The organism is Streptosporangium sp. NPDC001681, from assembly GCF_040298085.1.
In the GTDB taxonomy this organism is placed as follows: Bacteria; Actinomycetota; Actinomycetes; order Streptosporangiales; family Streptosporangiaceae; genus Streptosporangium.
Window position 1 is genome coordinate 119,753 of sequence record NZ_JBEOZN010000003.1, and the last position, 20,728, is coordinate 140,480.

General features: G+C 70.7%; 22 protein-coding genes. 6 read left to right on the plus strand and 16 right to left on the minus strand.

Annotation, left to right across the window (positions count from 1 at the left end; genetic code table 11):
• The first annotated feature begins 45 nt into the window (after window positions 1-45).
• Window positions 46-843, plus strand: a complete 798-nt coding sequence (locus ABT130_RS02270) for a tyrosine-protein phosphatase (protein WP_350923594.1) — start codon at window positions 46-48, stop codon at window positions 841-843.
• 99 nt (window positions 844-942) lie between these two features.
• Here ABT130_RS02270 and ABT130_RS02275 read toward each other — a convergent pair whose 3' ends face one another.
• Window positions 943-1,989, minus strand: coding sequence for a Gfo/Idh/MocA family oxidoreductase (locus ABT130_RS02275; protein WP_350952111.1), 1,047 nt, complete (start codon window positions 1,987-1,989; stop codon window positions 943-945).
• Complete coding sequence (locus tag ABT130_RS02280; RefSeq protein ID WP_350952113.1) at window positions 1,982-2,890, minus strand: proteasome assembly chaperone family protein; 909 nt, start codon at window positions 2,888-2,890, stop codon at window positions 1,982-1,984. The genes ABT130_RS02275 and ABT130_RS02280 overlap by 8 nt, the downstream gene beginning before the upstream one ends.
• A 110-nt stretch (window positions 2,891-3,000) precedes the next feature.
• On the opposite strand from ABT130_RS02280, the gene ABT130_RS02285 reads away from it, so the two are divergent.
• The gene (locus tag ABT130_RS02285) at window positions 3,001-3,156 is read left to right on the plus strand and encodes a hypothetical protein (RefSeq protein WP_350952115.1); all 156 of its coding nucleotides are present in this window, start codon (window positions 3,001-3,003) and stop codon (window positions 3,154-3,156) included.
• A gap of 281 nt (window positions 3,157-3,437) precedes the next feature.
• Window positions 3,438-4,427, plus strand: coding sequence for a 4-epi-cubebol synthase (locus ABT130_RS02290; protein WP_350923603.1), 990 nt, complete (start codon window positions 3,438-3,440; stop codon window positions 4,425-4,427).
• Window position 4,428: 1 nt separating this feature from the next.
• On the opposite strand, the gene ABT130_RS02295 is transcribed toward ABT130_RS02290, so the two are convergent.
• Entirely contained in the window at window positions 4,429-6,543 is a 2,115-nt protein-coding gene (locus tag ABT130_RS02295; protein WP_350923605.1) for an ATP-binding protein, read from the minus strand.
• Window positions 6,544-6,710: 167 nt separating this feature from the next.
• On the opposite strand from ABT130_RS02295, the gene ABT130_RS02300 reads away from it, so the two are divergent.
• On the plus strand, window positions 6,711-6,893 hold the full coding sequence (locus ABT130_RS02300; RefSeq protein WP_030918684.1) for a hypothetical protein: 183 nt from the start codon (window positions 6,711-6,713) through the stop codon (window positions 6,891-6,893).
• On the opposite strand, the gene ABT130_RS02305 is transcribed toward ABT130_RS02300, so the two are convergent.
• The gene (locus ABT130_RS02305) at window positions 6,890-7,771 is read right to left on the minus strand and encodes an ABC transporter permease (RefSeq protein WP_350952117.1); all 882 of its coding nucleotides are present in this window, start codon (window positions 7,769-7,771) and stop codon (window positions 6,890-6,892) included. The two genes, ABT130_RS02300 and ABT130_RS02305, sit on opposite strands and share 4 nt — an antisense overlap.
• A complete protein-coding gene (locus ABT130_RS02310) occupies window positions 7,768-10,359 on the minus strand; it encodes a CocE/NonD family hydrolase (RefSeq protein ID WP_350952119.1) in 2,592 nt (863 codons plus the stop codon). The genes ABT130_RS02305 and ABT130_RS02310 overlap by 4 nt, the downstream gene beginning before the upstream one ends.
• A 226-nt stretch (window positions 10,360-10,585) precedes the next feature.
• Here ABT130_RS02310 and ABT130_RS02315 point away from each other — a divergent pair, with 226 nt between their 5' ends.
• Window positions 10,586-11,746, plus strand: a complete 1,161-nt coding sequence (locus ABT130_RS02315; protein WP_350952121.1) for a hypothetical protein — start codon at window positions 10,586-10,588, stop codon at window positions 11,744-11,746.
• Here the strand turns inward: ABT130_RS02315 and ABT130_RS02320 are convergent.
• From ABT130_RS02320 to ABT130_RS02355, 8 genes are all read right to left on the minus strand, one after another.
• Window positions 11,704-12,735, minus strand: a complete 1,032-nt coding sequence (locus ABT130_RS02320) for a CopD family protein (RefSeq protein WP_350952123.1) — start codon at window positions 12,733-12,735, stop codon at window positions 11,704-11,706. The two genes, ABT130_RS02315 and ABT130_RS02320, sit on opposite strands and share 43 nt — an antisense overlap.
• Window positions 12,732-13,337 carry a copper resistance CopC family protein gene (locus ABT130_RS02325; RefSeq protein WP_350952125.1) on the minus strand — a complete coding sequence of 202 codons (606 nt, stop codon included), beginning with the start codon at window positions 13,335-13,337 and terminating at the stop codon, window positions 12,732-12,734. The genes ABT130_RS02320 and ABT130_RS02325 overlap by 4 nt, the downstream gene beginning before the upstream one ends.
• A 160-nt stretch (window positions 13,338-13,497) precedes the next feature.
• Window positions 13,498-13,635, minus strand: a complete 138-nt coding sequence (locus ABT130_RS02330; protein ID WP_350952127.1) for a hypothetical protein — start codon at window positions 13,633-13,635, stop codon at window positions 13,498-13,500.
• Window positions 13,636-13,656: 21 nt separating this feature from the next.
• Complete coding sequence (locus ABT130_RS02335; protein ID WP_350952129.1) at window positions 13,657-14,028, minus strand: DoxX family protein; 372 nt, start codon at window positions 14,026-14,028, stop codon at window positions 13,657-13,659.
• Between the two features lie 32 nt (window positions 14,029-14,060).
• Window positions 14,061-14,858: an ABC transporter permease gene (locus ABT130_RS02340; RefSeq protein WP_350952131.1), complete on the minus strand. Its 798-nt coding sequence runs from the start codon at window positions 14,856-14,858 to the stop codon at window positions 14,061-14,063.
• Window positions 14,855-15,625 (minus strand): ABC transporter permease, encoded by a 771-nt coding sequence (locus tag ABT130_RS02345; RefSeq protein ID WP_350952133.1) that lies wholly within the window; start codon window positions 15,623-15,625, stop codon window positions 14,855-14,857. Before ABT130_RS02345 ends, ABT130_RS02340 begins: the two co-directional genes overlap by 4 nt.
• Window positions 15,615-16,532, minus strand: a complete 918-nt coding sequence (locus tag ABT130_RS02350) for an ABC transporter ATP-binding protein (protein ID WP_350952135.1) — start codon at window positions 16,530-16,532, stop codon at window positions 15,615-15,617. Before ABT130_RS02350 ends, ABT130_RS02345 begins: the two co-directional genes overlap by 11 nt.
• Before the next feature lie 50 nt (window positions 16,533-16,582).
• Window positions 16,583-16,873, minus strand: a complete 291-nt coding sequence (locus ABT130_RS02355; RefSeq protein WP_350952137.1) for an antibiotic biosynthesis monooxygenase — start codon at window positions 16,871-16,873, stop codon at window positions 16,583-16,585.
• Window positions 16,874-16,933: 60 nt separating this feature from the next.
• Between ABT130_RS02355 and ABT130_RS02360 the strand changes: the two genes are divergently transcribed.
• Window positions 16,934-17,566 (plus strand): TetR/AcrR family transcriptional regulator, encoded by a 633-nt coding sequence (locus ABT130_RS02360; RefSeq protein WP_350952139.1) that lies wholly within the window; start codon window positions 16,934-16,936, stop codon window positions 17,564-17,566.
• Here ABT130_RS02360 and ABT130_RS02365 read toward each other — a convergent pair.
• The 3 genes from ABT130_RS02365 to ABT130_RS02375 are packed head-to-tail and all read right to left on the minus strand — an operon-like array spanning window position 17,563 to window position 20,656.
• Window positions 17,563-18,747: a 2-oxo acid dehydrogenase subunit E2 gene (locus tag ABT130_RS02365; protein ID WP_350952141.1), complete on the minus strand. Its 1,185-nt coding sequence runs from the start codon at window positions 18,745-18,747 to the stop codon at window positions 17,563-17,565. The two genes, ABT130_RS02360 and ABT130_RS02365, sit on opposite strands and share 4 nt — an antisense overlap.
• On the minus strand, window positions 18,744-19,730 hold the full coding sequence (locus tag ABT130_RS02370) for an alpha-ketoacid dehydrogenase subunit beta (RefSeq protein WP_350952143.1): 987 nt from the start codon (window positions 19,728-19,730) through the stop codon (window positions 18,744-18,746). The genes ABT130_RS02365 and ABT130_RS02370 overlap by 4 nt, the downstream gene beginning before the upstream one ends.
• Complete coding sequence (locus tag ABT130_RS02375) at window positions 19,727-20,656, minus strand: thiamine pyrophosphate-dependent dehydrogenase E1 component subunit alpha (RefSeq protein WP_350952145.1); 930 nt, start codon at window positions 20,654-20,656, stop codon at window positions 19,727-19,729. Before ABT130_RS02375 ends, ABT130_RS02370 begins: the two co-directional genes overlap by 4 nt.
• Between the last annotated feature and the right edge of the window lie 72 nt (window positions 20,657-20,728).

Sequence of the window (20,728 nt, forward strand, 5' to 3'; positions counted from 1 at the left end):
TGTGTTAACTGGCCATACGTAAAGGGGCGTATAAACTTGGCGGCGATGAACGACTTCACGCGTTGGATTGATCTTGAAGGTGCCGTCAACGTACGCGACCTCGGCGGGCTCGCCACGGTGGACGGCGGGACCACACGCTTCGGCCGCATCTACCGGGCCGACAACCTGCAGGGGCTGACCGAGCGGGACATTCAGCTGCTCGTCGCCGACCTGAAACTCCGCAACGTCGTCGACCTGCGCTCGGGTCCCGAGGTGCGCCTGGAGGGACCGGGGCCGCTCACCGCGGTGCCGGAGGTGAGCATCCACCACCTCACCCTGTTCGCCGAGGGCGGCAGGTACACCGATGTCGAGGCCGACACCATCGAGGGCGACCGGGTGCTGCCCTGGACGGCACGGGACGAGGAGGACCTCGCCGAGTTGCGGGTGACCGGCTACTACTACGCCTACCTCCGCGACCGTCCCGACTCGGTCCTGGCGGCCCTGCGCGCCATGGCCCGCGACGACGGCGCGGCCCTCGTGCACTGCGCGGCGGGCAAGGACCGCACCGGTGTCGTCAGCGCCCTCGCGCTGGAGGTCGCCGGTGCCACCCGTGAGGCGATCGTCGCCGACTACATCGCCACGGGTGACCGCCTGGAGGGCATCCTGGCCCGGCTGCGTTCCAGCGCCACCTACCGCGACGACCTCGACAACCGCCCGGCCGACGACCACCGGCCGAGGCCCGAGTACATCGAGCAGTTCCTGCACGTCCTGGACAACCGTTTCGGCGGCCCGCTCGAATGGCTCGGCTCGCACGGCTGGAGCGAGAGCGACTCCGGTCTCCTCCGCGCCCGCCTGCGCGACTGAGGACCCTTGTCAGGTCGCACGACCGGCCCGCGCCTCCAGTACGGAGGCGCGGCATCCGGATGTTGAGCGGTGGCGCGTCGTCAGGTCGTCGTCAGGTCGTCAGAGGGTGACGATCCGGCGCTCGGCGGCCGAGCGCCGGGCCGCCTCCAGCACCGTGAGAGCCTCGACGACCTCCTCGGGGTCGACCGGTGGTGGAGCGCCTTGGCGCAGAGTGGCGGCCACGGCCCGGTAGAACCCGGCGTAGGCGCCGGGTTCGGTGGGGACGACGCGGTTGTCGTCGTCGGTGCCGAGGGTGCCCCACCGCTCCGGAGGCTCCGTACCGAAGCCGGGAGAGGCGGGGGTGAGACCGGCGCGCAACTGCTCCTCCTGCACGTCCAGCCCGTACTTCAGGTAGCCCGCCCGCGAGCCGAGCACCCGGAAGCGGGGGCCGAGCCGGGGGGAGACCGCGCCGGCCCACAGGTGGGAACGGGCCCCGCTCGAGTGGGAGAGGGCGATGAAGGTGTCGTCGTCGGCGTTCACCCCCGGGCGCCGCACGTCCGACTCGGCGTAGACGTCGACGACCGGGCCGAGCAGGCGCAGAGCCTGGTCGACCAGGTGGCTGCCGAGGTCGTAGAGCAGCCCGGCGACCTCGTCGGTGCCGCCCGTCTCACGCCAGCCGCCCTTCGGCACCGGCCGCCAGCGCTCGAAGCGCGACTCCAGCCGGGTGATCTCGCCGAGCTCGCCCGCCGAGACCAGCCGCCCGAGCGTCAGGAAGTCGCCGTCCCAGCGCCGGTTCTGGAACACGGTCAGCATCAGGCCGCTCGCACGCGCCAGCTCCACCAGGCCGCGCGCCTGTCCGGCGGTCGCGGCCAGCGGCTTGTCCACCACGACCGGCAGGCCGGCCTTCAGGGCGGCCTCCGCCAGCGGAACGTGGGTGCGGTTGGGGGAGGCGATCACGACCAGGTCGACCGGGTCGGCGCCGTCCCACAGGGCGGCGGCGTCGCCGACCACCCGCGCGCCGTACTTCCCCGAGGCCTCGGCGGCCCGGCCGGGATCACCGGTGACCACCGCGGACAGCCGCATGCCGGGGGTCGCGGTGATCAGCGGGGCATGGAAGAACGCCCCCGCCACCCCGTACCCGACGAGGCCGACGCGCAGCTCAGTCACCGCGATGCTCGTCGCGTTCGGCCAGGAACGCCTCGAACTGGGCGGCGAGCTCGTCGCCGGTCGGCATCTCCGTGGACTCGGCCATCAGGCTCTCGCGCTCGGAGCCCGCGGCGAACGCGTCGTACTGCTGTTCCAGGCCGGTGATGGCGGTGGACAGTTCCTGGGAGGCCTCGATCTGCTCGGCGATCTCGGCGTCGGTCTTCACGGCGGCCTCGCGCAGGCCGTCCAGCGGGAACACCAGCCCGGTGTTCTTGGTGACCGCCTCCAGCGCGGTCACCGCGGCCGAGGGGTATTCGGCCTGCGCCAGGTAGTGCGGAACGTGCACGGCGTAGCCGAGGGCGTCGTGCCCCTTGGCGCCGAGCCGGAACTCGATCAGCGCGGTCGCGCTGCCGGGCACCTGGACCTTGCCGAAGGCACTGGTCTGACCGGCGACGAGCTCGGGCCGGCTGGCGTGTCCGGTGACGCCCAGCGGGCGGGTGTGCGGGACGGCCATCGGGATGCCGTGGAAGGTCACCAGCCTGCCGACACCCAGCCGGGTGACCAGCGTTTCGACGGCAGAGGTGAACAGCTCCCACTCGCGGTCCGGCTCGGGGCCGCTGAGCAGCAGGAACGGTGTGTCCGTGCTGTCCTGGACGAGGCGCAGCGTGATCTCGGGGCTCTCCACGGACACCCAGCGGTCACTGTCGAAGGTCATGGTGGGCCGCCGGGAGCGGTAGTCGAGCAGGCGGTCCACGTCAAAGGTCGCCACGACCCGGTGCTCCAGCTCGTCGAGCAGATGGGTGATGGCGAGCCGTCCGGCGCCACCGGCGTCCACGAACCCGTCGAAGTGGTAGAGCAGCACCGGATCGGTCAGCTCAGGGACGTCTCCGCTGAGCCGGTAGAGATCCGTCGGGTCGAACACCGTTTTCCAGCCTTTCGTCGATCGTCTCTTCAGCTCAACCCACGGGGGGTCCGCTGAATTCCGGATGCCCTCGGCGGTCACAGGCACCCTATCGGGGCACAATGGGTCACATGCAGCCTGACCCTGAGCCTGGGGAGTTCGCAACCCGTCTGTTCGACCTGGCGAGAGCCGGTGAGACGGAGACGCTCCGTGCCTATGGCGAGGCCGGGGTTCCAGCCGGCCTCACCAACGACAAGGGTGACACGCTGCCGAGGCTCGCCGCCTGACACGGCCACGCCGAAACGGTCCGGGCACTCGCCTCGCTGGGCGCCGACCCGGGCAGGGCCGACGACCGGGGGCGGACGCCGTCGGCGGGTGCGGTCTTCAAGAGGGCGCTCCTGCCGGCCGATGCCGACCCGGATGCCGGAACTCCCTCGGCGACGGACGCGGCCCGGACGTTCGGCCAGGATGAATACCGGAAATGGTCCGGGCATTAACCTGAAAATTGCGATATCCAGGTGTTTGCCGATGTATAGGAAAACTATCGCCCTTCGGCCATCCTGGAGGAGTGGGAACTACTACTACGCGTAGGTCAGGCCTACCACTTCGCGTCCCCCCGTTACCCTGCCCCTTTCCCAGCGAGGTCAGCCCCCATGTCGAAAGGGTCAACGCCGAGACCCTCGACTGGCTGGTGGACACGGGCATCCTGGATGATGCCGAGACCGTGGAGCGCTATCGGCGGGCGAAGTACGGCTGGCTGGGGGCCCGTACGTACCCCTACGCCGAGCACCACACGCTCCGCCTGGTGACCGACTGGTGCGTGTGGCTGTTCGCCTTCGACGACGCCTTCTGCGAGTCGGGCCGCGGCGCAGGCGAGATAACCCGCGCCCTGCCCCGGCTGTTCACCGTCCTCGACGACCTGGAGGCCGGGCAGGAGGTCGACGAGGTCTTCGCCAGGACGCTCCTGGAGATCAAGGGCAGGATCGCCAGGTACGGAGACGACGACCAGCTCGACCGCTGGCGCTCCGTTACCAAGGACTACCTCTTCGCCCAGGTGTGGGAGGCCGCCAACTGCGAGGCCGACGTGGTTCCGCAGGTGGACGACTACCTCTTCATGCGGCGGCGCACCGGCGCCATGCTCACGGTCTTCGCCCTCATCGACGTCGCGAGCGGACGCGCCCTCACCCCCGAGGAGTGGCGCCACCCCGACGTCAAGGCGATCACCGAGAGCGCCAACGACGTCGTGGTCTGGGACAACGACCTCATCTCCTACGCCAAGGAGAGCGAGGGCGTCAACTCCCGCAACAACCTGGTGAGCGTGCTCGCCAGGCACCGGGGCTATTCCCGGCAGCAGGCGATGGAGGCGATCGGCGCCATGCGCAACCAGGCCATCGCCGACATGGTGGCGCTGCGCCCCTCCCTTGAGGCGCTCGGCTCCGAGGCGGTGCTCGCCTACGTGCGCGGCCTGGAGTTCTGGATCAGCGGCAGCGTCGACTACTCGCTGACCAGCTCCCGCTACACGACGGCCTGGCAGCAGGGGGGAGAGTCCGCCGGGTGACTCACCCGGAGAGCACCTGACCGTCCTCGTGGTCTCCGAGCGCGAGGACGATCAGCTCCTCCAGGTTCAGCTTCCTGCCCTGGGAGAAGGCCTTCTCGTGTGCCTCGTCGCCGAGGACGCGCCTGCACTCCTTGACGCAGCGGTCGTGCTCGGAGTTGAAGAACGGGGAGCCCATCTGCGGCATCCCGAAGGTCCGCCAGTTGGCCTGACCGCCGCCCATCAGCAGGGAGGCGAGCACCGGCTGGCCGTCCTCCAGCGCCTGCCTGGCGACCACCTCGATCGCCAGGCCGATGCCGAGCACGTCGTGGAAGTAGCGTTTGAGGCGGAGCGCCTCACGGGCGTTCGACGTGGCCTCGGGCGAACGGCCCATCGCCTGGCACACGCTGGCGAGCGCGTAGATGGCGTACGAGCGCAGCCACAGCTCGCCGCGCTGGGTGCAGACCGCGATGCAGTCGCGCAGCAGCACCTCGGCCTCGGCCGGCTCGTTCTGGATGAGCAGCACCATGGACAGCTCGACGATCGAGGGGAGCAGACCCGGGTTGAGCTCCCGCCCGCTCTTGTGGAACTCGATCGCCACGCCCAGCAGCGCGCTCGCCTTCTGCAGGTCGTTCTGGAGGAAGGCGGCGGTGCCGAGCATCTTGGTGGCCAGGATGACCGCGCCCGAGTCGCCGACCCTGACGGCGTCCGAGCTGCACTGCTCCGCGGCCTCGATGGCACCGCTGATGTTGCCCTGCGCGCTGTTGATGTAGGACAGCACCCAGAGCGCCTTGCACCGCTCGGCGCTCGGCTGGCGAGCCAGCTCCAGTGTCTTCTCCAGATAGAGCCTGCCCTCGCGGGCCAGCCCGCAGGCGACCCACATGAACCACAGGGAGGACAGCAGCTTCAGCCCGGACTGCACCTCGCCGGGAGTACGCAGGCAGTAGTCGAGCGCGACGCGGATGTTGTCGTGCTCGTGGCGCATCCTGACGTACCAGTAGACCTGGCGGGCGCCCGACCAGGCGTCCTCGCTCCTTGAGGCCAGCTGCAGGTAGTAGTCGCGGTGCTTCTCCCTGATCCGGTCGCGCTCACCGAGCTTGTCCAGCCACTCCTCGCCGTACTGCCGCAGGGTGTCGATCAGCTGGTAGCGGTGCCCGGACGGCGTGCCGTCGCTCAGCAGGATCGACTTCTCCACCAGGCTGGAGATGAGGTCCATGATGTCCTCTGAGGGGAGACTGTCCCCTGAGCAGACGTAGCGGGCGGCATCGAGCTCGAAGTCTCCCGCGAAGACCGACAGCCGTGCCCACAGGAGCCGCTCGGCCGGCTCGCACAGCTCGTGGCTCCAGCCGATCGCGGCCCGCAGCGTCTGGTGCCTGGGCAGCGCGGTGCGGCTGGCCCCCGCGAGCAGGCTGAACCGGTCGGCCAGCAGGCCGAGGATCTGCTCCACGGAGAGCGCGCGCATCCGGACCGCGGCCAGCTCGATGGCGAGCGGGATGCCGTCGAGACGGCGGCAGAGCTCGGCCACCGGGCCGATGTTGCCCTCGTCCAGCATGAAGTTGGGCACCACCGCACCGGCCCGCGCGACGAAGAGCTGAACCGCCTCGTTGGTGAAGACGTCCTCGCCCGGGGAGTCGCCGGGGACGGTCAGCGGCGGGATGGTGACCGTGTGCTCGCCCTTGGCGTTCAGCGACTGGCGGCTGGTCGCCAGGATGGTCAGGCCCTTGGCGCTGCGGAGCAGGTCCTCGAAGAGCGCGGCGCACGCGTCGACCAGGTGCTCGCAGGTGTCGATGATCAGGAGGATCTCGCGGTCGCCCAGCCACTCGATCAGCGTCTCGTCCGCCGAGCGGGCGGACTGGTCGGCGATCCCGAGGGCCGAGGTGATCGTGTGGCGCACCATCCCCGAGTCCTGGAGGCGGGCCAGGTCGGCGAACCAGACGCCGTCCTTGAACTGGCTGCGCATCAGATGCGCGATCCGCAGGGCGGTGCGTGACTTGCCGACCCCTCCGATGCCGGTCACCGTGACCAGGCGGTGCTCGCTCAACCGCTGTCTGAGCGTGGTGAGCAACCTGGTGCGCCCCACGAAGCTGGTCAGCTCATTGGGGAGATTGCCGTCTCGCCGCCATCCTGCTGGCGTTGTCATGGCGCCTCACGGGGGTTGCGGAAACCTGCCCTCGCATCGTACCCGCTGGGCTTTCACCTGTCCCAGGCGTGGCCAAGCCCCGCCCGCCTTCTCCGCGAAGAGACAGGCCCGGCCTGTCTTCTTCGCGGAGCGAGAAGACAGGCCGGGCGGATGGCTAGCATGGGCACGTGACAGTGCTCGAACCCGATGACCTGCGTCCCGATGACCTGCGTCCCGTCGACCTCGCCGACGACGGCCTGCCGGTCCTGCCCGACCAGACCGCCGACGACACCGACGTCGGCTGGAGCGAGTGGCGCGAGGCCGACGACGACGCCCGCCTGATCGAGGAGCGCCCCCCGCACTGGGGCTAGGAGACCACGTCCTTGCTCCGGAAGCGGCGGAAGGCGAACGCGATCATGATCACCGAGTAGGTGACCGAGACGGCCACCCCCTTGAGCATGCCCTCGTACGAGGGCTGGGCCGCCAGGGCGTCCAGCCACGCGTTGCTCCAGAACGTCGGCAGGAACTCCCTGAGCGAGCCGAGCGCCTCGACCGCCTGCAGGATGTTACTGACGATCACCAGGCCGACCGCCCCGCCGACCGCGCCCAGCGGGGAGTCGGTGCTGACCGAGAGCAGGAAGGCCAGGGCCGCGACCACGAACTGGCTGACCAGGACATAGCCGACCACCACCCCGAACCGGGGCAGCACGTCCAGCGCGGCGATCGTCTCGCCGGTCTGCGGCACCCGGACGTCGTTCCAGCCGAAGGCGAGGGTGCCGGCCAGCAACGCCATCACCGGCAGGCAGATCACCGCCGCCGCCGAGTAGCCCATCGCGACGATCAGCTTCTGCCGCAGCAGCCGGTCGCGCGGGATCGGGGCGGCCAGCAGGTAGCGCAGCGACGACCAGCTGGCCTCGCTGGCCACGCTGTCGCCGCAGAACAGCGCCACCGCGACGGCCAGCAGGAAGTTCGCCGACGTCAACAGGGCGAACGCCGCGAAGTTCAGCCCGCCCTGGGTGGCCAGGTCGACGACGCGCAGCCCGGTGGCGCCTGACTGCCCGGGCCCGGCGCCGAACTTGAAGGAGATCACCAGGATCCATGGCAGCGCGAGCAGCAGGCCGAACACGACCAGCGTGCGGCGCCGCTTGAACTGCCGGACGATCTCCACGGCGAGCGGCAACGTGCGCCCCGGCGCGTACCCGCGCGCCGAGCCGGTCGGGGTGGTGAGGGCGGCGTTGGAGTCGCTCATGCCTTGTTTCCGATCAGGTCCAGGAAGACGTCCTCCAGGCGGGTACCCGAGCCGTTGACCGGGGTGTGGCTGGCCAGCAGCTCGCTCACGGTCCCGGCGGTGACCAGGCGCCCGCGGTGCATGACCACCGCGTGGCTGCAGGTCTGCTCGACCTCCGACAGCAGGTGGCTGGAGACGATGACGGTGCGGCCTCCCTCCGCGTAGCGGATCAGGACCTCGCGCATCTCGCGGATCTGGGGCGGGTCGAGCCCGTTGGTGGGCTCGTCCAGTACCAGCAGGTCGGGCAGGCCGAGCATGGCCTGGGCGATGGCCAGGCGCTGGCGCATGCCCTGGGAGTAGGTGCGGACGGCGCGGTCCAGGGCCTTGCCGAGCCCGGCGATCTCCAGGGCCTCGGCGAACCTGGCGTCCTCGGCGGGCCGCCCGGTCGCCTTCCAGTACAGCTCCAGGTTCTCGTGGCCGTTGAGATGCGGCAGGAAACCCGGGCCCTCGACGAACGAGCCGAGCCTGGACAGGACCGGGGCGCCGGGCACGACCCGGTGACCGAAGATCCGGATCTCGCCGCCGTCGGGCCGGATCAGGCCCATCAGCATGCGCAGGGTGGTGGTCTTGCCCGCCCCGTTGGGGCCGAGCAGGCCGAGCACCTGGCCGTGCTCCACGGTGAACGACAGGTCGTCCACCGCGCGCTCGCCGTTCCGGTACGCCTTGGTCAGCCCACTGATCCGCAGCGGTACGGAGTCCAGTTCGGGATCGTGCTCGTCGACGGTGCGGCGGCGCCCGGCGAGCAACAGGACGGCCGCGACGACGAGGGATGCCAGCGGCAGCGCCCAGATCCACCAGGCGGGGCCGGTCTGCGGGGTGCGCAGGGTGGCGTGGGTGGGGACGGTCACGGCCGGCGAGGCCAGGGCGACCTTGTGGACGGCCGGGGCCGCCGGGGTGCTGTAGGCCAGGTCGGTGGTGGTGAACGCGACCCGCAGCCGGTGCCCGACGTCGAATCTGTGGTCGATGGCGGGCAGGGTCACCGTGGCCTCGCCCGAGCCGTCCGCACCGATCGCGATCCTGAGCGGGGCGACGAGCCCCTCGGGCAGGATCGGCGCCTGGGTCGCGCCCGCGACGTCGTAGAGCTTGGCGAACAGGGTGACCTCGCCCGCCGGGCTCTTCGCCCCGTCGCTCCCGGTCCGCGCGTCGGGCGCGGGTTCCGAGGTCACCCGGACCCGTACCGTCGAGCTGCCGGTGACCTGGAGCGGGGTGGTCAGCGGGGCGGAGTCGAAGACGGCGCTCTGCCCCGTCATGTCGATGGACAGGTTCACGCCTGAGCCACCGCCGAGGCCGCCGAAGCCGGGCACCGCGGAGATCGAGGAGGGAGAGCCGCCGGGCGGGGTGGCCACCGACTGGTCGGGGCCGCTGAGCGGTACGGAGGTCTGGCCGCTGCCCGACAGCCCGGGGTAGCGGTCGGCCGTGGCGTGCAGCTGGATCGGTTGGCGGGTGCCGGGGTCGCGGCCGCCGTTGCGGGTGACCGTGAAGGCGCCGCCGGCCTGAGCCGCGTCGCCGGTCTCCTTCAGGTAGCGATCGAACCAGCCGAGCGTCCTTTCGTGCAGCCAGTCGACCTCGCCGTTGCCGCCGTCGTGGCCGCCGTCGAACCAGGCGACCTGTACCGGGGCGCCGGTGGCGGCGATGGCCTTGGCGTTGGCGTCCGCGTGGCCCAGCGGGAACAGCGAGTCGCGCTGTCCCTGCAGCAGCAGCGTCGGAATCCTGATCTTCCCGGGCACCGAGATCGGGCTCGACCTGCGCAGCGTCTCCACCGCGCTCGCCGTCGCCCGGCCGCTCTGGGCCACCTGCTGGTACATGTCGCAGATCTCCGGCAGGAACCGGCCGCAGCGCACCTCCTCGGCGGTGAGCGGCCGCTCCTCGCCTTCGTCGTCCCCCCGGCCGGGGCCGAGGGCGGCCGGTGCGGGGCCGCCCCTGCTGAAGAAGAGCCCGGCCCACATGCGCTTGAACACCCCGTTCTGGGGCCCCTGCCCGGTGGCGTCGGGGAACAGCGCGTCGGCCAGGTCGTACCAGGTGATCTGCGGGACGATCGCGTCGATCCTGGGGTCGTGGGCGGCGGCCATCAGCGCGATGGCCCCGCCGTACGAGCCGCCCGCGATGCCCACCCGCGGGTCGCCCGCCGCGTCGAGCCGGACCTCGGGCCGCTTCGCGACCCAGTCGACCAGCTGGCGCACGTCCTTGACCTCGTAGTCGGGGGAGTTCAGCGCGATCTGCCCCGAGGAGCGGCCGAAGCCCCGCGCCGACCAGGTCAGCACGGCGTAACCGTCCTGGGCCAGCCGCACCGCGGCGTCCCTGACGCTCTGCTTGCTGCCGCCGAAGCCGTGCGCGAGCAGCACCGCCGGAGCCCTGCCGCCTCCGGCGGGAGGGAAGAAACTCGCGTCCAGGGTGACCCGCTGGTCGTCGCCCGGCCCGTCGAGCACTGTGATCATCTGCTCCTGGGCCCGTACGTCCGGTGCGGACGGCCAGACCAGCCAGGCCACGACGCCGACGGCCAGCACGGTGACCACCGCGATCCAGGTGGCCGACCTTGCCCCACGTTTCACCAGTTCTCCTTGAGCGTGGGAATCCCCTCCCTTCGAAAGAGGGAGGGATGTCACGGCGTGAGCTTACTGATCCAAGCTGAGATGCTCCTGAGACGACTCTCAGGAGCGTCCCCGCCGGTCATCCGAGCAAGGATGATCACCTGTGCCGGAAGGGTGACGGTCGCCCCGATGGCTCGGGGATGTCCCTGATTGCGGACTGAGGTGGAGGGCGGCATCATTTCGACACGTGAAGCCAGTAGAAAGCCTCCGAAGAAGAGCCACTCCGGTCATCGAGTGGGCTCTGCCGTATTGGACGCGAGGAAAGGCCGGCAGGGAGACCCCGGAGGACCTGTTCAGGCTCCTCTACTTCGGGTGGCTGGTGGCTTTCTCCTTCAAGGTGCTCGGGGCGTCCTGGGACGTCTCCTGGCACTTCAAATGGCTCCGTGACGACCTGGCCCCGCCGCACCTGCTCAACAGTGTCGGCACCGCCATCGCCCTCGCGCTCACCATCATCCACATCTACACCGGTTACGGCGTCGACAAGCTCGCGCAGCGCCTCATCACCTGGGGCACGGCGGTCTTCCTGATCGCGGTACCGCTCGACCTGATCAACCACCGGGTCAACGGGCTCGACATCACCTCGTGGAGCCCGTCCCACCTGATGCTCTACATCGGCACGCTCTTCATGGTCTGCGGCGTCCTCTGGGGCTGGTTCATCCGGGCGGTTCCCGGCCGGACGCGCACGCTGGTCCTCGGCGGGCTCTTCGTCTTCCTCTTCGAGAACGTCTGGTTCCCGGAACAGCACCAGGAGTACGGGGTCTACGGCCTCGCCGCCTGGGACAGGGGCGAGCCGGACGCGGAACCGATCCTGATCAGGTTCGCCGCCGACCAGATCGGCCTGCCGGTGGACGACAGGGCGGTGGCGCTCCACTTCACGCTGCCCGTGCCCGACCAGCTCTACCCGCTCTACGCCGTGATCGCCGCCATGCTGGTGGCCGTCTGCGCCCGGGCGATGATCGGCCGGATGTTCTCCGCCACCGCGGTGGTTGGCGCCTACGTGGCCTTCCGCGCCCTGATCTGGCCCCTGCTCGCGGTCGCCGACTTCCCGCACTCGGCGGTGCCGATCTTCCTGATCGCCGGGGCGCTCGCCGTCGACCTGGCGTTCCTGATCAGGATGCCCGTGATCAGGGCGCTGGTCGGCGCGCTCGGCGTCACCCTCATCGTCGACCAGGCGCTCCGCCTCCAGCACGAGATGCTCATGGCGCCCCCGCTGGTGCCCCCCGCGACCATGCTGATCGGGGGGGCGGGACTCGCCGTCCTGTGGCTGGCGGCCGAATGGGCGTGCGGCCGCTACACGCTCCGGGCTCAGGACAGGGAGGCCGTGGTCAGCGCCACCGCCACCCCGTAGGCGAGCCCCATCACGGTGATCTCGGCCGCCGCCCACGCGACGACCGCCGTCGCCCGCCGCTCCGCGATGTGCGGCAGCAGGCGGAAACGGATGTGGGCGGCGAAGGGGATCAGCAGCGCCACGCAGGCGACCTTGGCCACCACCAGCGGGCCGTACTCACCGCTCAGCAGCGCCCCCGGCAGCTCCACCCCGGGGGTGAGGGCCATCGTGGCGAGCCCGTTCACCAGCCCGGAGACGCTGACCAGGACCAGCGCCAGGGTGGCCAGCCTGGAGAACTTCGGCAGCACCCGCGCCAGCAGCTCCCGGTCCGCGGCGACCAGCAGGATGATCGTGAGCAGGCCGCCGGTCCAGGCCGCCGCGCCCATCACGTGCAGCTCCATTGAGATCATGATGGGGTCGTGCCAGACCGAGTCGACGGCGTGGCCGGTGACCGGGATCGGCAGCAGCCCGAAGAAGGCGATCACGATCCGCAGCTCGGCGGGGACCTTCTCGCCGTACCGCACGGCCAGCAGCCCGATCCCGGCGTAGGAGAGCGCGCAGGCGGCGGTGAAGAGCATGCCCTGCCCGGCGCCGACGCCGTCGACGTACTCGGCGATCATCGACGGAGTGGGGATCAGCCCGGGGTTCAGCTCGGCCGTCTGGAAGACGATGATGACCAGTGCCAGCAGCGCCCACGCCCAGGCGAAGGTCACGGCCATCGGCCGCGCCCGGCGCATCACCGGTTCGGTCCGTTCGGGGTCGTCGAACCCGAGCATCTTCGGCAGCAGGCTCAGCCCGACCACCGCCACCGTCGCCAGGTCCAGCAGCACCCGCAGCACCGGCAGGCCGTACTCCACCAGCGGCCCGGGGATGACGATTCCCGGCACCGCCTCCTGCGCGGTGAACGCGGTCGCGGCCAGCACCGCCAGCACGGCCCCCGACACGAACCCGCCGGCCACCAGCCTCCTGGCGGTGCCGGCCTCGGGGACCCGCTCGGTGGTCACGGTCATCTCGCGCCCCCCTCCTTCGTACGGCGCATCGCCACGACGGTGGCCCCGCCGAGCAGGACGATGGAGGCGGCGATCCACAGCACCGCCATCCCGGCCCCGCCGTTCTGCGCGGCCTCGGTGGCCTGGGCGCCCAGATCGGGGCCCTGGGCCGCGGCGGCCGGGTCCGTCGGCGCCGGGTCCGTGGGTGCCGGGTCCGCAGGCGCCTGCTCGGTGCCGGCCTGCTCCGAGGAGGCCGGGCCGGGTGCCGTCAGGGTGAAGGTGATCTTGCTGGAGACCGGATGGCCGTCGGCGGAGAGGATCCGGTAGCCCACCACGTACTCCCCGGCGGGGCCGAGGGCCTTCACCCGGACGCTGGCCTTCGCCCTGTCGACCGCCGTCTTGCCGTCCTCCCACCGCGTGCCGTCGGGACCGGTCACGCTGATCTGCGCGAAGCCCTGCCGGACAGGCTGGTCGAAGGTGAGCGTGATCGTCTCGGGTCCGGTGGCCAGCTCGGCACCGTCCCTGGGGTCGCTGTCGATCAGCACGTTGTGGGCCTGCGCCGGGGTGACCGCGCCGAGCAGCGCGGCGCACGCGAGCAACAGGACCGTGAGTAGCCGCCTCACCGATCATGGCCTTCCGTTGGGTGCTTCATGACCTCGACATGTTCCCACCTTCACCTCGCGCTGGGGAATCGCGCCCGGCGGCAGGGGCGGCCGGGGCGTCGGACGTCGCCGTTTCCCGGGGTTCCGGTAGCAATGAGGAAATTTCCAAAGTGATGGTGGCTCACGAGTCTGGTGGGTGACCGGGGGCGGGGGCGAACTCGACCAGGTACGGCTTGACATCCAGGACAGGCGAGCCTGCCAGTGCGTCCAGGTCGGCGGCGCCCCCCACCTGCGCTGACGTCCTGCTCGAGGCGTTCACGACCTCGAGCAGGACGGAGGGTCAGAAGGAGTGAGGGCCGAAGCGGCCCCAGGCGATGACAGTGGCCAGCGCGAGCAGTACCACGTTGACGGCGATGGCCGACGGCTCTTTGCGGCGGGCGTGGGTGGCTGCGGCGCCGAGCATGGTGATGGCCAGGCCGGTGGCGGCCAGCGGGGTGAGGATCGGGGCGATGCCGGTGAGGGCGGGCAGGAGCAGGCCGAGGGCGCCGAGAAGCTCGACCATGCCGATCAGGCGGATCTGGGTGGGGGTGAAGTCCTCCACCCAGGGCAGCATGGGGCGCAGTTTCTCCCTGGGCCGGCCGGCATGCATGACCCCGGCCAGGCCGAAGACGGCGGCCAGGAGGGCCTGCAGAATCCACAGGAACACGTTCACGTCAGGTGCTCTCTTTCTTTCAGGTTCTTGGCCTAGTAGCGGCCGAGGGTGCCGCGGTGCCGGGCGAGGTGTTCGAGCCGGTTGAACAGGACCACCCCGGCGGTGGTGATGAGCAGCGGCTGGGCCAGCAGCCACGTGAGGCCCCAGCCGGTTGGGAGAGTGGCCAGGGAGTGGCCGCCGAGCAGGATGTCGCGCATCGCCTCGATGCCGGGCGCGATGGGCACCAGCAGCCGGCTGAGGAAGGCGATCGGGTCCGGCATGGCGGCCAGGGGGACCAGTGTGCCGCCCACGATGGCGTAGACGGCCACGGACAGCTGGGTGATGATCTCGATGCGTTTGAACACCAGGGTCAGCCCGCACAAGATGAGAGCCAGCCCGCAGGTACCCAGCACGATGGCGGCCAGCGGCACGATCACCTGCGCGTCGAAGGGCAGCCGCCCGCCCTGAGTGGTGATGGCGACGACGCCGGTGGCCAGCACGGCCAGCGCGGTGGGCAAGGCCGAGATCACGGCGGCCACCTGACGGCCGAGGATGCTCGCGGCCGAGGGCAGCGGGGTCAGGTAGGTCTGTTCCAGAACACCGGACTGGATGTCGCCCAGATAGCTCCAGAACACCCGGTTGACCTGCTCATGGATGAAGGTCAGCGCCACCATGCCGACCAGCACCGGCAGCAGCAGTTCCGCACGTAGCTGCCCACGCCCCATGAACAGCACGATGAGCAGGTAGAACAGCGGGAACGTGATCATCTGGATGAGGCTTTCGCGCCATCCGGCGGCGAGGTTGAGCAGGCCCTTGCGGACCTCGGCGGCGAATCCGCGGGCGAAGGTCATGACGACTCCTGCAGCGCTCGGCGGTGGTTGCGGACGAACAGCAGGCCGCTGACGACGGTGAGCGCGAGGGTGTGGGCGAGCAGCCAGGGCAGTGTGCCGGCGTTCCAGACCCCGGCCAGCCTCCGGCCCTCGAACAGCGTCTGGGTGATCGCCTCGATGCCCAGCGTGGTGGGCAGGACTCTGGCCAGTACGGCCAGCCAGTCCGGATAGAGGGCCAGCGGCAGGAACGAGCCGTTGAGCAGCAGTATCAGCGAGGTGAACAGCGACTGCAGGGCGCCGATCATCGGGGAGACCAGCGCGAGGGCCGCCAGCAGGAACGTGAAAGCCAGCACGTTCACCCCCAGGAGCACGGCCGGCAGGAGCGCCGCCCAGCGCAGCGGGATCGAGATCCCGGCCACCAGCATCGGGACGAGGGAGGCGACGGCCGCCACCGCCAGTCCGAACACCGAGGCGGTGATCAGCCGGCCGAGCATCGGCAGCCACGGCGGCGCCGGGGTCATCTGCGCCTGGGCGAAGGTGCCGGCGCGTTTCTCCTCGATGAGGTCGGCCACCATCACCAGGCCGGCGTACTGCAGGAACCAGTAGCCGCCGATCGCGACCAGGGTCTGCGGCAGCAGATCCTGGCGCAGCTCGCCCTGGCCCAGGACGAACTGCAGGCCGAGGTACATCATGGTGCTGATCAGCAGCGTGATGACGTGTCCGACCGGGTGGGCCAGTTGAACGCGCAGACCCTTGCCGATCTCCGCGCCCAGGACGTTAAGCAGCATGGGACGGCTCGTTCACCAGGGTGAGGAACACATCCTCCAGATCGGGCTGCACCTGGGTCAGCGACTCCAGGACGACCCCCTGCGTGCGCAGGCGCTCGACCACGTCGTACACCTCAATCGGATCGCTCACCCGCACGCTGATCGTGGTGACGCCGTCGCGGGTGACGGCGTCGAACCCGGGTGGCGCCACTCCCTCGACGCGGATCTCGTACCTGTCGCGTTCGCGGAAGCCGGCCAGCAGCTCATGCGTGGGCAGGTCGGCCACGAGTCGCCCCTGGCGGATGACGGCCACCCGGTCACACAGCTCCTGGGCCACATCGAGCCGGTGCGTGGTGATCAGGATGGTGGTGCCGAGCTCGCGGGCCTGCTCGGTGATCCAGTTCTTGACGGTGCGCGTGGCCTCGACGTCGAGGCCGAGCGTCGGCTCGTCCAGCAGCACGATCGGCGGGGCGGCGATCAGGGCGACGGCGATCGCGACCTTCTGCTGCATGCCGCGCGAGAAGCCGCCGACCCTGTCGTCGCGCCGCTCCCACAGGCCCAGATCGGTCAGCAGACCCTTCGCACGTTCGGCGACCTGGCCCTTGCGCAAGCCCTTGAGCCGGCCGAAGTACATCAGGTTCTGCCAGGCCGACAGGCTCCAGTAGACGTTGCGCGAGCCTTCCAGCACGGCGCCGAACTGCGCCATCGCAGCCGAACGCCGGCGGACCACGTCGAAGCCGCCCAGCCGGGCCTGGCCCGAGGTGGGGGTGAGCAGCCCGGCCAGCATCTTGATGGTGGTGGTCTTGCCGGCGCCGTTGGGTCCCAGGAAGCCGAAGACCGATCCGGCGGGGATGCGCAGCGACACCTCGTCGACCGCTCGGACCTGCGCCGACCCGTACACCTTTGTCAACGCGTCGATTTCGATCATGTCATCTCCTCATGGGGGTCCCGGCCCCTTCCGCGGGCCGGGACGGGGGATCAGTGCTCGTCCAGGACCTCGATGTCCTCCACCGCGGCATCGCGGGTCAGTGAGAAGGCCGCGGTGGCCTCGGCGTTGCCGGGTACGGCCTGGCGGGCCGCCCGCAGGCTCGCGGCCGAATCCCAGCGCCAGATGCCCACCCACGTCTCGTCGCCGAGCCGGCCGAGGCGCGCTTCGGTGAGTCCGGGAAAGGCGGCCCGGGTGGCGGAGACCAGGGCGGCGTGCCGGGTCCGGAGTTGCCCGGCGTCGGCGGGGTCGGCCTGGAAACGGGTGACGGTGATGACCGGCATGACTGGACCTGCTCTCTAGAGTTGACTTCTAGTTATCGAATCTAGAGATAGACTCTAGCCATGAGCGATGTCAAGCGGATGAGCAAGCGGGCACAAAAGGCGCAGGAGACGCGTCGGCGCATCCTGCAGGCGGCACTGGAGCTGTTCGTGCAGGACGGCTACGGTGCGACGAACCTGCAGGACATCGCCGCCAAGGCCGGGGTCGCGGTGCAGACGATCTACTTCGTCTTCGGCAACAAGCGCACCCTGCTGAAGGAGCTGGTCGACGTCACCATCGCAGGCGACGACGAGCCGGTCGCCACGATGGACCGGCCGTGGTACACCGGCGCGCTGGCCGCCGGCACCGCCCAGGACATGCTGCGCGCCTACGTCGCCGGCACGACCTCGGTCCTGGAACGGGTCGCGCCGATCGGCAAGGTTTTGGAGGCGGCGGTCGCGAGCGACCCCGAGGTCGCCGCCCTATGGCCCAACGACGTCGATCCCCGACATGTCGTCCAGCAGAGAGCGGCCAAGGCGCTCGTCGGCAAACCCGGCGCGCGGGCCGAGATGTCGGTGGAAGAAGCCGCCGACCTGCTGTACGGCCTGCTCAGCCCCGAGCTGTACCTGCTGTTCGTGCACGAGCGCGGCTGGCCGCGTGAGCGCTGGGAGCGGTGGGCCTGCCAGACCCTGAGCGCCCAGCTCTGCTCAGGTTAGGGCGTCAGCCCCGGTTTCTCCAGGGCGGCCCTGAGCGCGCCGAGGAACTCCGCCGCCTCGCGGCCGTTGACGAAGCGGTGGTCGTAGGCGAGGCCGAGGGAGATCACCTTTCTGGTGACGAAGGCGCCCTCGCGGGTCTCCACCACCTCGGGGCGCGGGGCGCCGAGGGAGAGCGCGCAGATCTGGCCGGGGAAGACGATCGGGATCGCGGTGATCACCGAGGTGTCGGTGTGCAGGGTGAGCATGATGTTGCCGCCCACCAGGTCGCGTTCCCTGAAGGTCCCGCTCAGCGCGGTCTTACGGAAACCTGCCAGGTCGCGGGCGATCTCGTCGAGCGGGCGCCGGCCCGCGTCGCGCACCACCGGTACGTACATGCCGCCTCCGACGTCGACGGTCACCCCCACCTCCGCCGTCGTGGCGCGGCGGGCGCGGCGGCCATCGACGGGTGTGGCGAAGAAGAGGGGGAAGCGGTCGAGCAGCCGCCCGGTCGCCTGGACGAGCAGCTCGGGCAGGCCGATGAGAGCACGTAGCCGCTTCGTCTCCGCCCGGGCGAACGGCAGCGCGTCCGTCACGTCCACCCGCATGACCGTGAAGGAGGCGGGGATCTCCCGGTGCGACCGCTCGACCACCTCGGCGGTACGCCGCTGTGCCCTGGACGGCTCGATCAGCTGGGAGTCGTCCTGGTCCGGCGGGATGAGCGGGGCGGTACCCCTCATCGGTTCGACCGGGGGAAGGGTGACGCTCACCGCGCCGCCCGTTCTGGCCCGCGAGGTGGGGAGCGGGACCAGGTCGGCCCGCCTGACCACCTTCCTGCCGAGGGTGCGGACCTGGTCCATGGAGATGCCGTACTCCTTCATGGCCCGCCGGGCGGGGGCGGTGATGACGATCTCCTCCTGCCCCGCGCCGGTCTCGGCGGGTGCGGGTACGGGATCGTCTCCGGGGTCCTCGCCGTCGGGCAGCAGACGGGCGATGACCTGGCCGGGAGAGCACTCGGCGCCCACCTGAAGCAGGTGCCGCAGCGTCCCGTCCCACTCGGCGGTCAACTCCTCGGCCGCCTTGGAGGTCTCCAGCACCGCGAGCGGCTCCCCGGCCCGTACGGCCTGGCCGTCCTTCGCCTCCCACTCCACCAGCAGGTACGAGGCGTCGTTGTTGTTGAGCTTGGGTACCCGGACCTCGGTCAAGACAGGGCCTCCGCGACGGCGTGCCGGATCCGGCCGGACTGGACGAGGATCTCGCGCTCCAGGTGGGGGGCGGCCGGGATGACGCTGTCGGCCGCGCTGATGAGGCTGATGGGGCGGCGCAGGGTGGACCAGAGCCGGGGGTGGAGCACCCGCGCCACCTCGGCGCCCCAGGTGCCGCCCTCCGAGCCGTCCTCGACGACGCACACGTGCCGGGCGCGGTCGAGCCCGGGGAGCGTGGGCAGCGGGTAGAGCCGCGCGGGAACCAGCAGCTCGCAGGCCACGTCCTCCTCCATCAGCAGGGCGCGCATGGCGTCAAGCGCCCGGTGGGTCATGCCGCCGTGGACGATCAGCGTGCAGTCGGGCTCGGTCACGCCGTCCACGAAGACCCGGGCGACGCCGTCGGTCAGCTCGTAGCGGAACAGGTCGTCCACGACACCGCCCTCGTACATGCGCCGGGTGTAGAGGACCTTGTCCTCGAAGAACAGGCAGGGCTGTTCCAGGGCGAACATCAGGGCGAACAGCTCGCCCGCGTCGTGGAAGGGGGTCATCTCGAACAGCGAGAGGCCGGGCACGCCGATGAAGTGCTTCTGCGGGCTCTGGCTGTGGGTGGGGCCGTAGCCGCGGTTGCCGCCCGACGGGCAGCGGACGACCAGCGGGATGGGGACCCCCCTGCCGTACATGGAGGTGGACTTGGCGGCGAAGTTCACCAGCTGGTCGAAGGCGAGCGCGGCGAAGTCGGCGAACATGATCTCGACGATCGCGCGGTCCCCGGCCAGCGCCAGGCCCGCGCCGATCCCGGCGATCGCCCCCTCGCTCAGCGGGGTGGACCGGACGCGGTGGCCGAACCGGGTGGACAGGCCCTTGGTGACCTTGAAGGCCCCGCCGTACGGATCGCTGACGTCCTCGCCGAGCAGGTGCACGCGGGGGTCGGCCTCCATCAGGTCGTGCAGTGCCCGGTTGAGGTGCTCGGAGACGCGGGTCACGGGCGCTCCCAGACCGACGGGGGACGGGCGGCGACCTCGGCGGCGATCCGCTCGACCCGCTCGCGGGCCGCCAGGTCCAGGGCGGCGAAGTGCTCGGGGAAGTCCCGCGCATAGCGGGCGTACCAGTCGTGGCCGGCGGCCAGGGCGATCTCCTCGGGGGTGCGGGTGTCATCGCCCTTGCTGTGCGGGCCGATCCGGTGGGTGACGAACTCGACCACCAGCGGGCGCGACTCCCCGCGGACCACGCCGAGCAGGGGCGCCAGCTCGGCGCGGATCTCGCCGACCTCGGTGGAGGTCACCCGGTGGTGCGGGATGTCGAACGCGGCGGCGCGGGCCGCGATGCTCCCGGCCATCTGCGCCGACGTCGGGGTGGACTGGGCGATGCCGTTGTTCTCGACGACGACCAGCAGCGGGACCCGCCAGAGCCGCGCGATGTTGAGCGCCTCGTAGACCGCCCCCTCGCCCCAGCTGCCGTCACCGACGTAGGCGCAGGTGAGCGCGCCCGTCTCGGTGAGCTTCAGGGCCACGCCGACCGCGACGGGCAGGCTCTCGCCCTGGACGCCGGTGGACAGGAAGCGGCGGTGGTAGACGTGCTGGCTGCCGCCGACCCCGGCGCAGAGCGCGCCCTCGCGACCCATGATCTCGGCGAGCAGTCCGTGCGGCTCGGCGTACCTGGCCAGGAAGTGTCCGTGGCCGCGGTGGTTGCTGAGGACGAAGTCGTCATCGCGGAGCAGCGGCGAGAGAGCGACCGGGATGTACTCCTGGCCCAGGCAGGTGTGGGTGGTCCCGCTCAGCTCACCCGCCTCGAAGAGCCTGAGCAGGGTCAGCTCGAAGTGCCGGATGAGCAGGAGGAGTTCCAGGTCCTTTCGCGGCGGTGGGGACGGCGGCTGCCGCAGGCACGGGGGGATTGGGGCGGTGACGACCACGTGTGCGCTCCTGGCATCGAACGATCTTGGGGAACACGCTCGGCCACTGGGGCGGAGGCGGCATGGGAGCGC

Bases quoted from the DNA above. Each gene is read 5' to 3' on its own strand.
- ABT130_RS02355 (WP_350952137.1), bottom strand. From the start codon at position 16,873: ATGCCGGTCATCACCGTCACCCGTTTCCAGGCCGACCCCGCCGACGCC.
- ABT130_RS02270 (WP_350923594.1), top strand. From the start codon at position 46: ATGAACGACTTCACGCGTTGGATTGATCTTGAAGGTGCCGTCAACGTA.
- ABT130_RS02295 (WP_350923605.1), bottom strand. From the start codon at position 6,543: ATGACAACGCCAGCAGGATGGCGGCGAGACGGCAATCTCCCCAATGAG.
- ABT130_RS02320 (WP_350952123.1), bottom strand. From the start codon at position 12,735: ATGACCGTGACCACCGAGCGGGTCCCCGAGGCCGGCACCGCCAGGAGG.
- ABT130_RS02350 (WP_350952135.1), bottom strand. From the start codon at position 16,532: ATGATCGAAATCGACGCGTTGACAAAGGTGTACGGGTCGGCGCAGGTC.
- ABT130_RS02345 (WP_350952133.1), bottom strand. From the start codon at position 15,625: ATGCTGCTTAACGTCCTGGGCGCGGAGATCGGCAAGGGTCTGCGCGTT.
- ABT130_RS02340 (WP_350952131.1), bottom strand. From the start codon at position 14,858: ATGACCTTCGCCCGCGGATTCGCCGCCGAGGTCCGCAAGGGCCTGCTC.
- ABT130_RS02305 (WP_350952117.1), bottom strand. From the start codon at position 7,771: ATGAGCGACTCCAACGCCGCCCTCACCACCCCGACCGGCTCGGCGCGC.
- ABT130_RS02285 (WP_350952115.1), top strand. From the start codon at position 3,001: ATGCAGCCTGACCCTGAGCCTGGGGAGTTCGCAACCCGTCTGTTCGAC.
- ABT130_RS02360 (WP_350952139.1), top strand. From the start codon at position 16,934: ATGAGCGATGTCAAGCGGATGAGCAAGCGGGCACAAAAGGCGCAGGAG.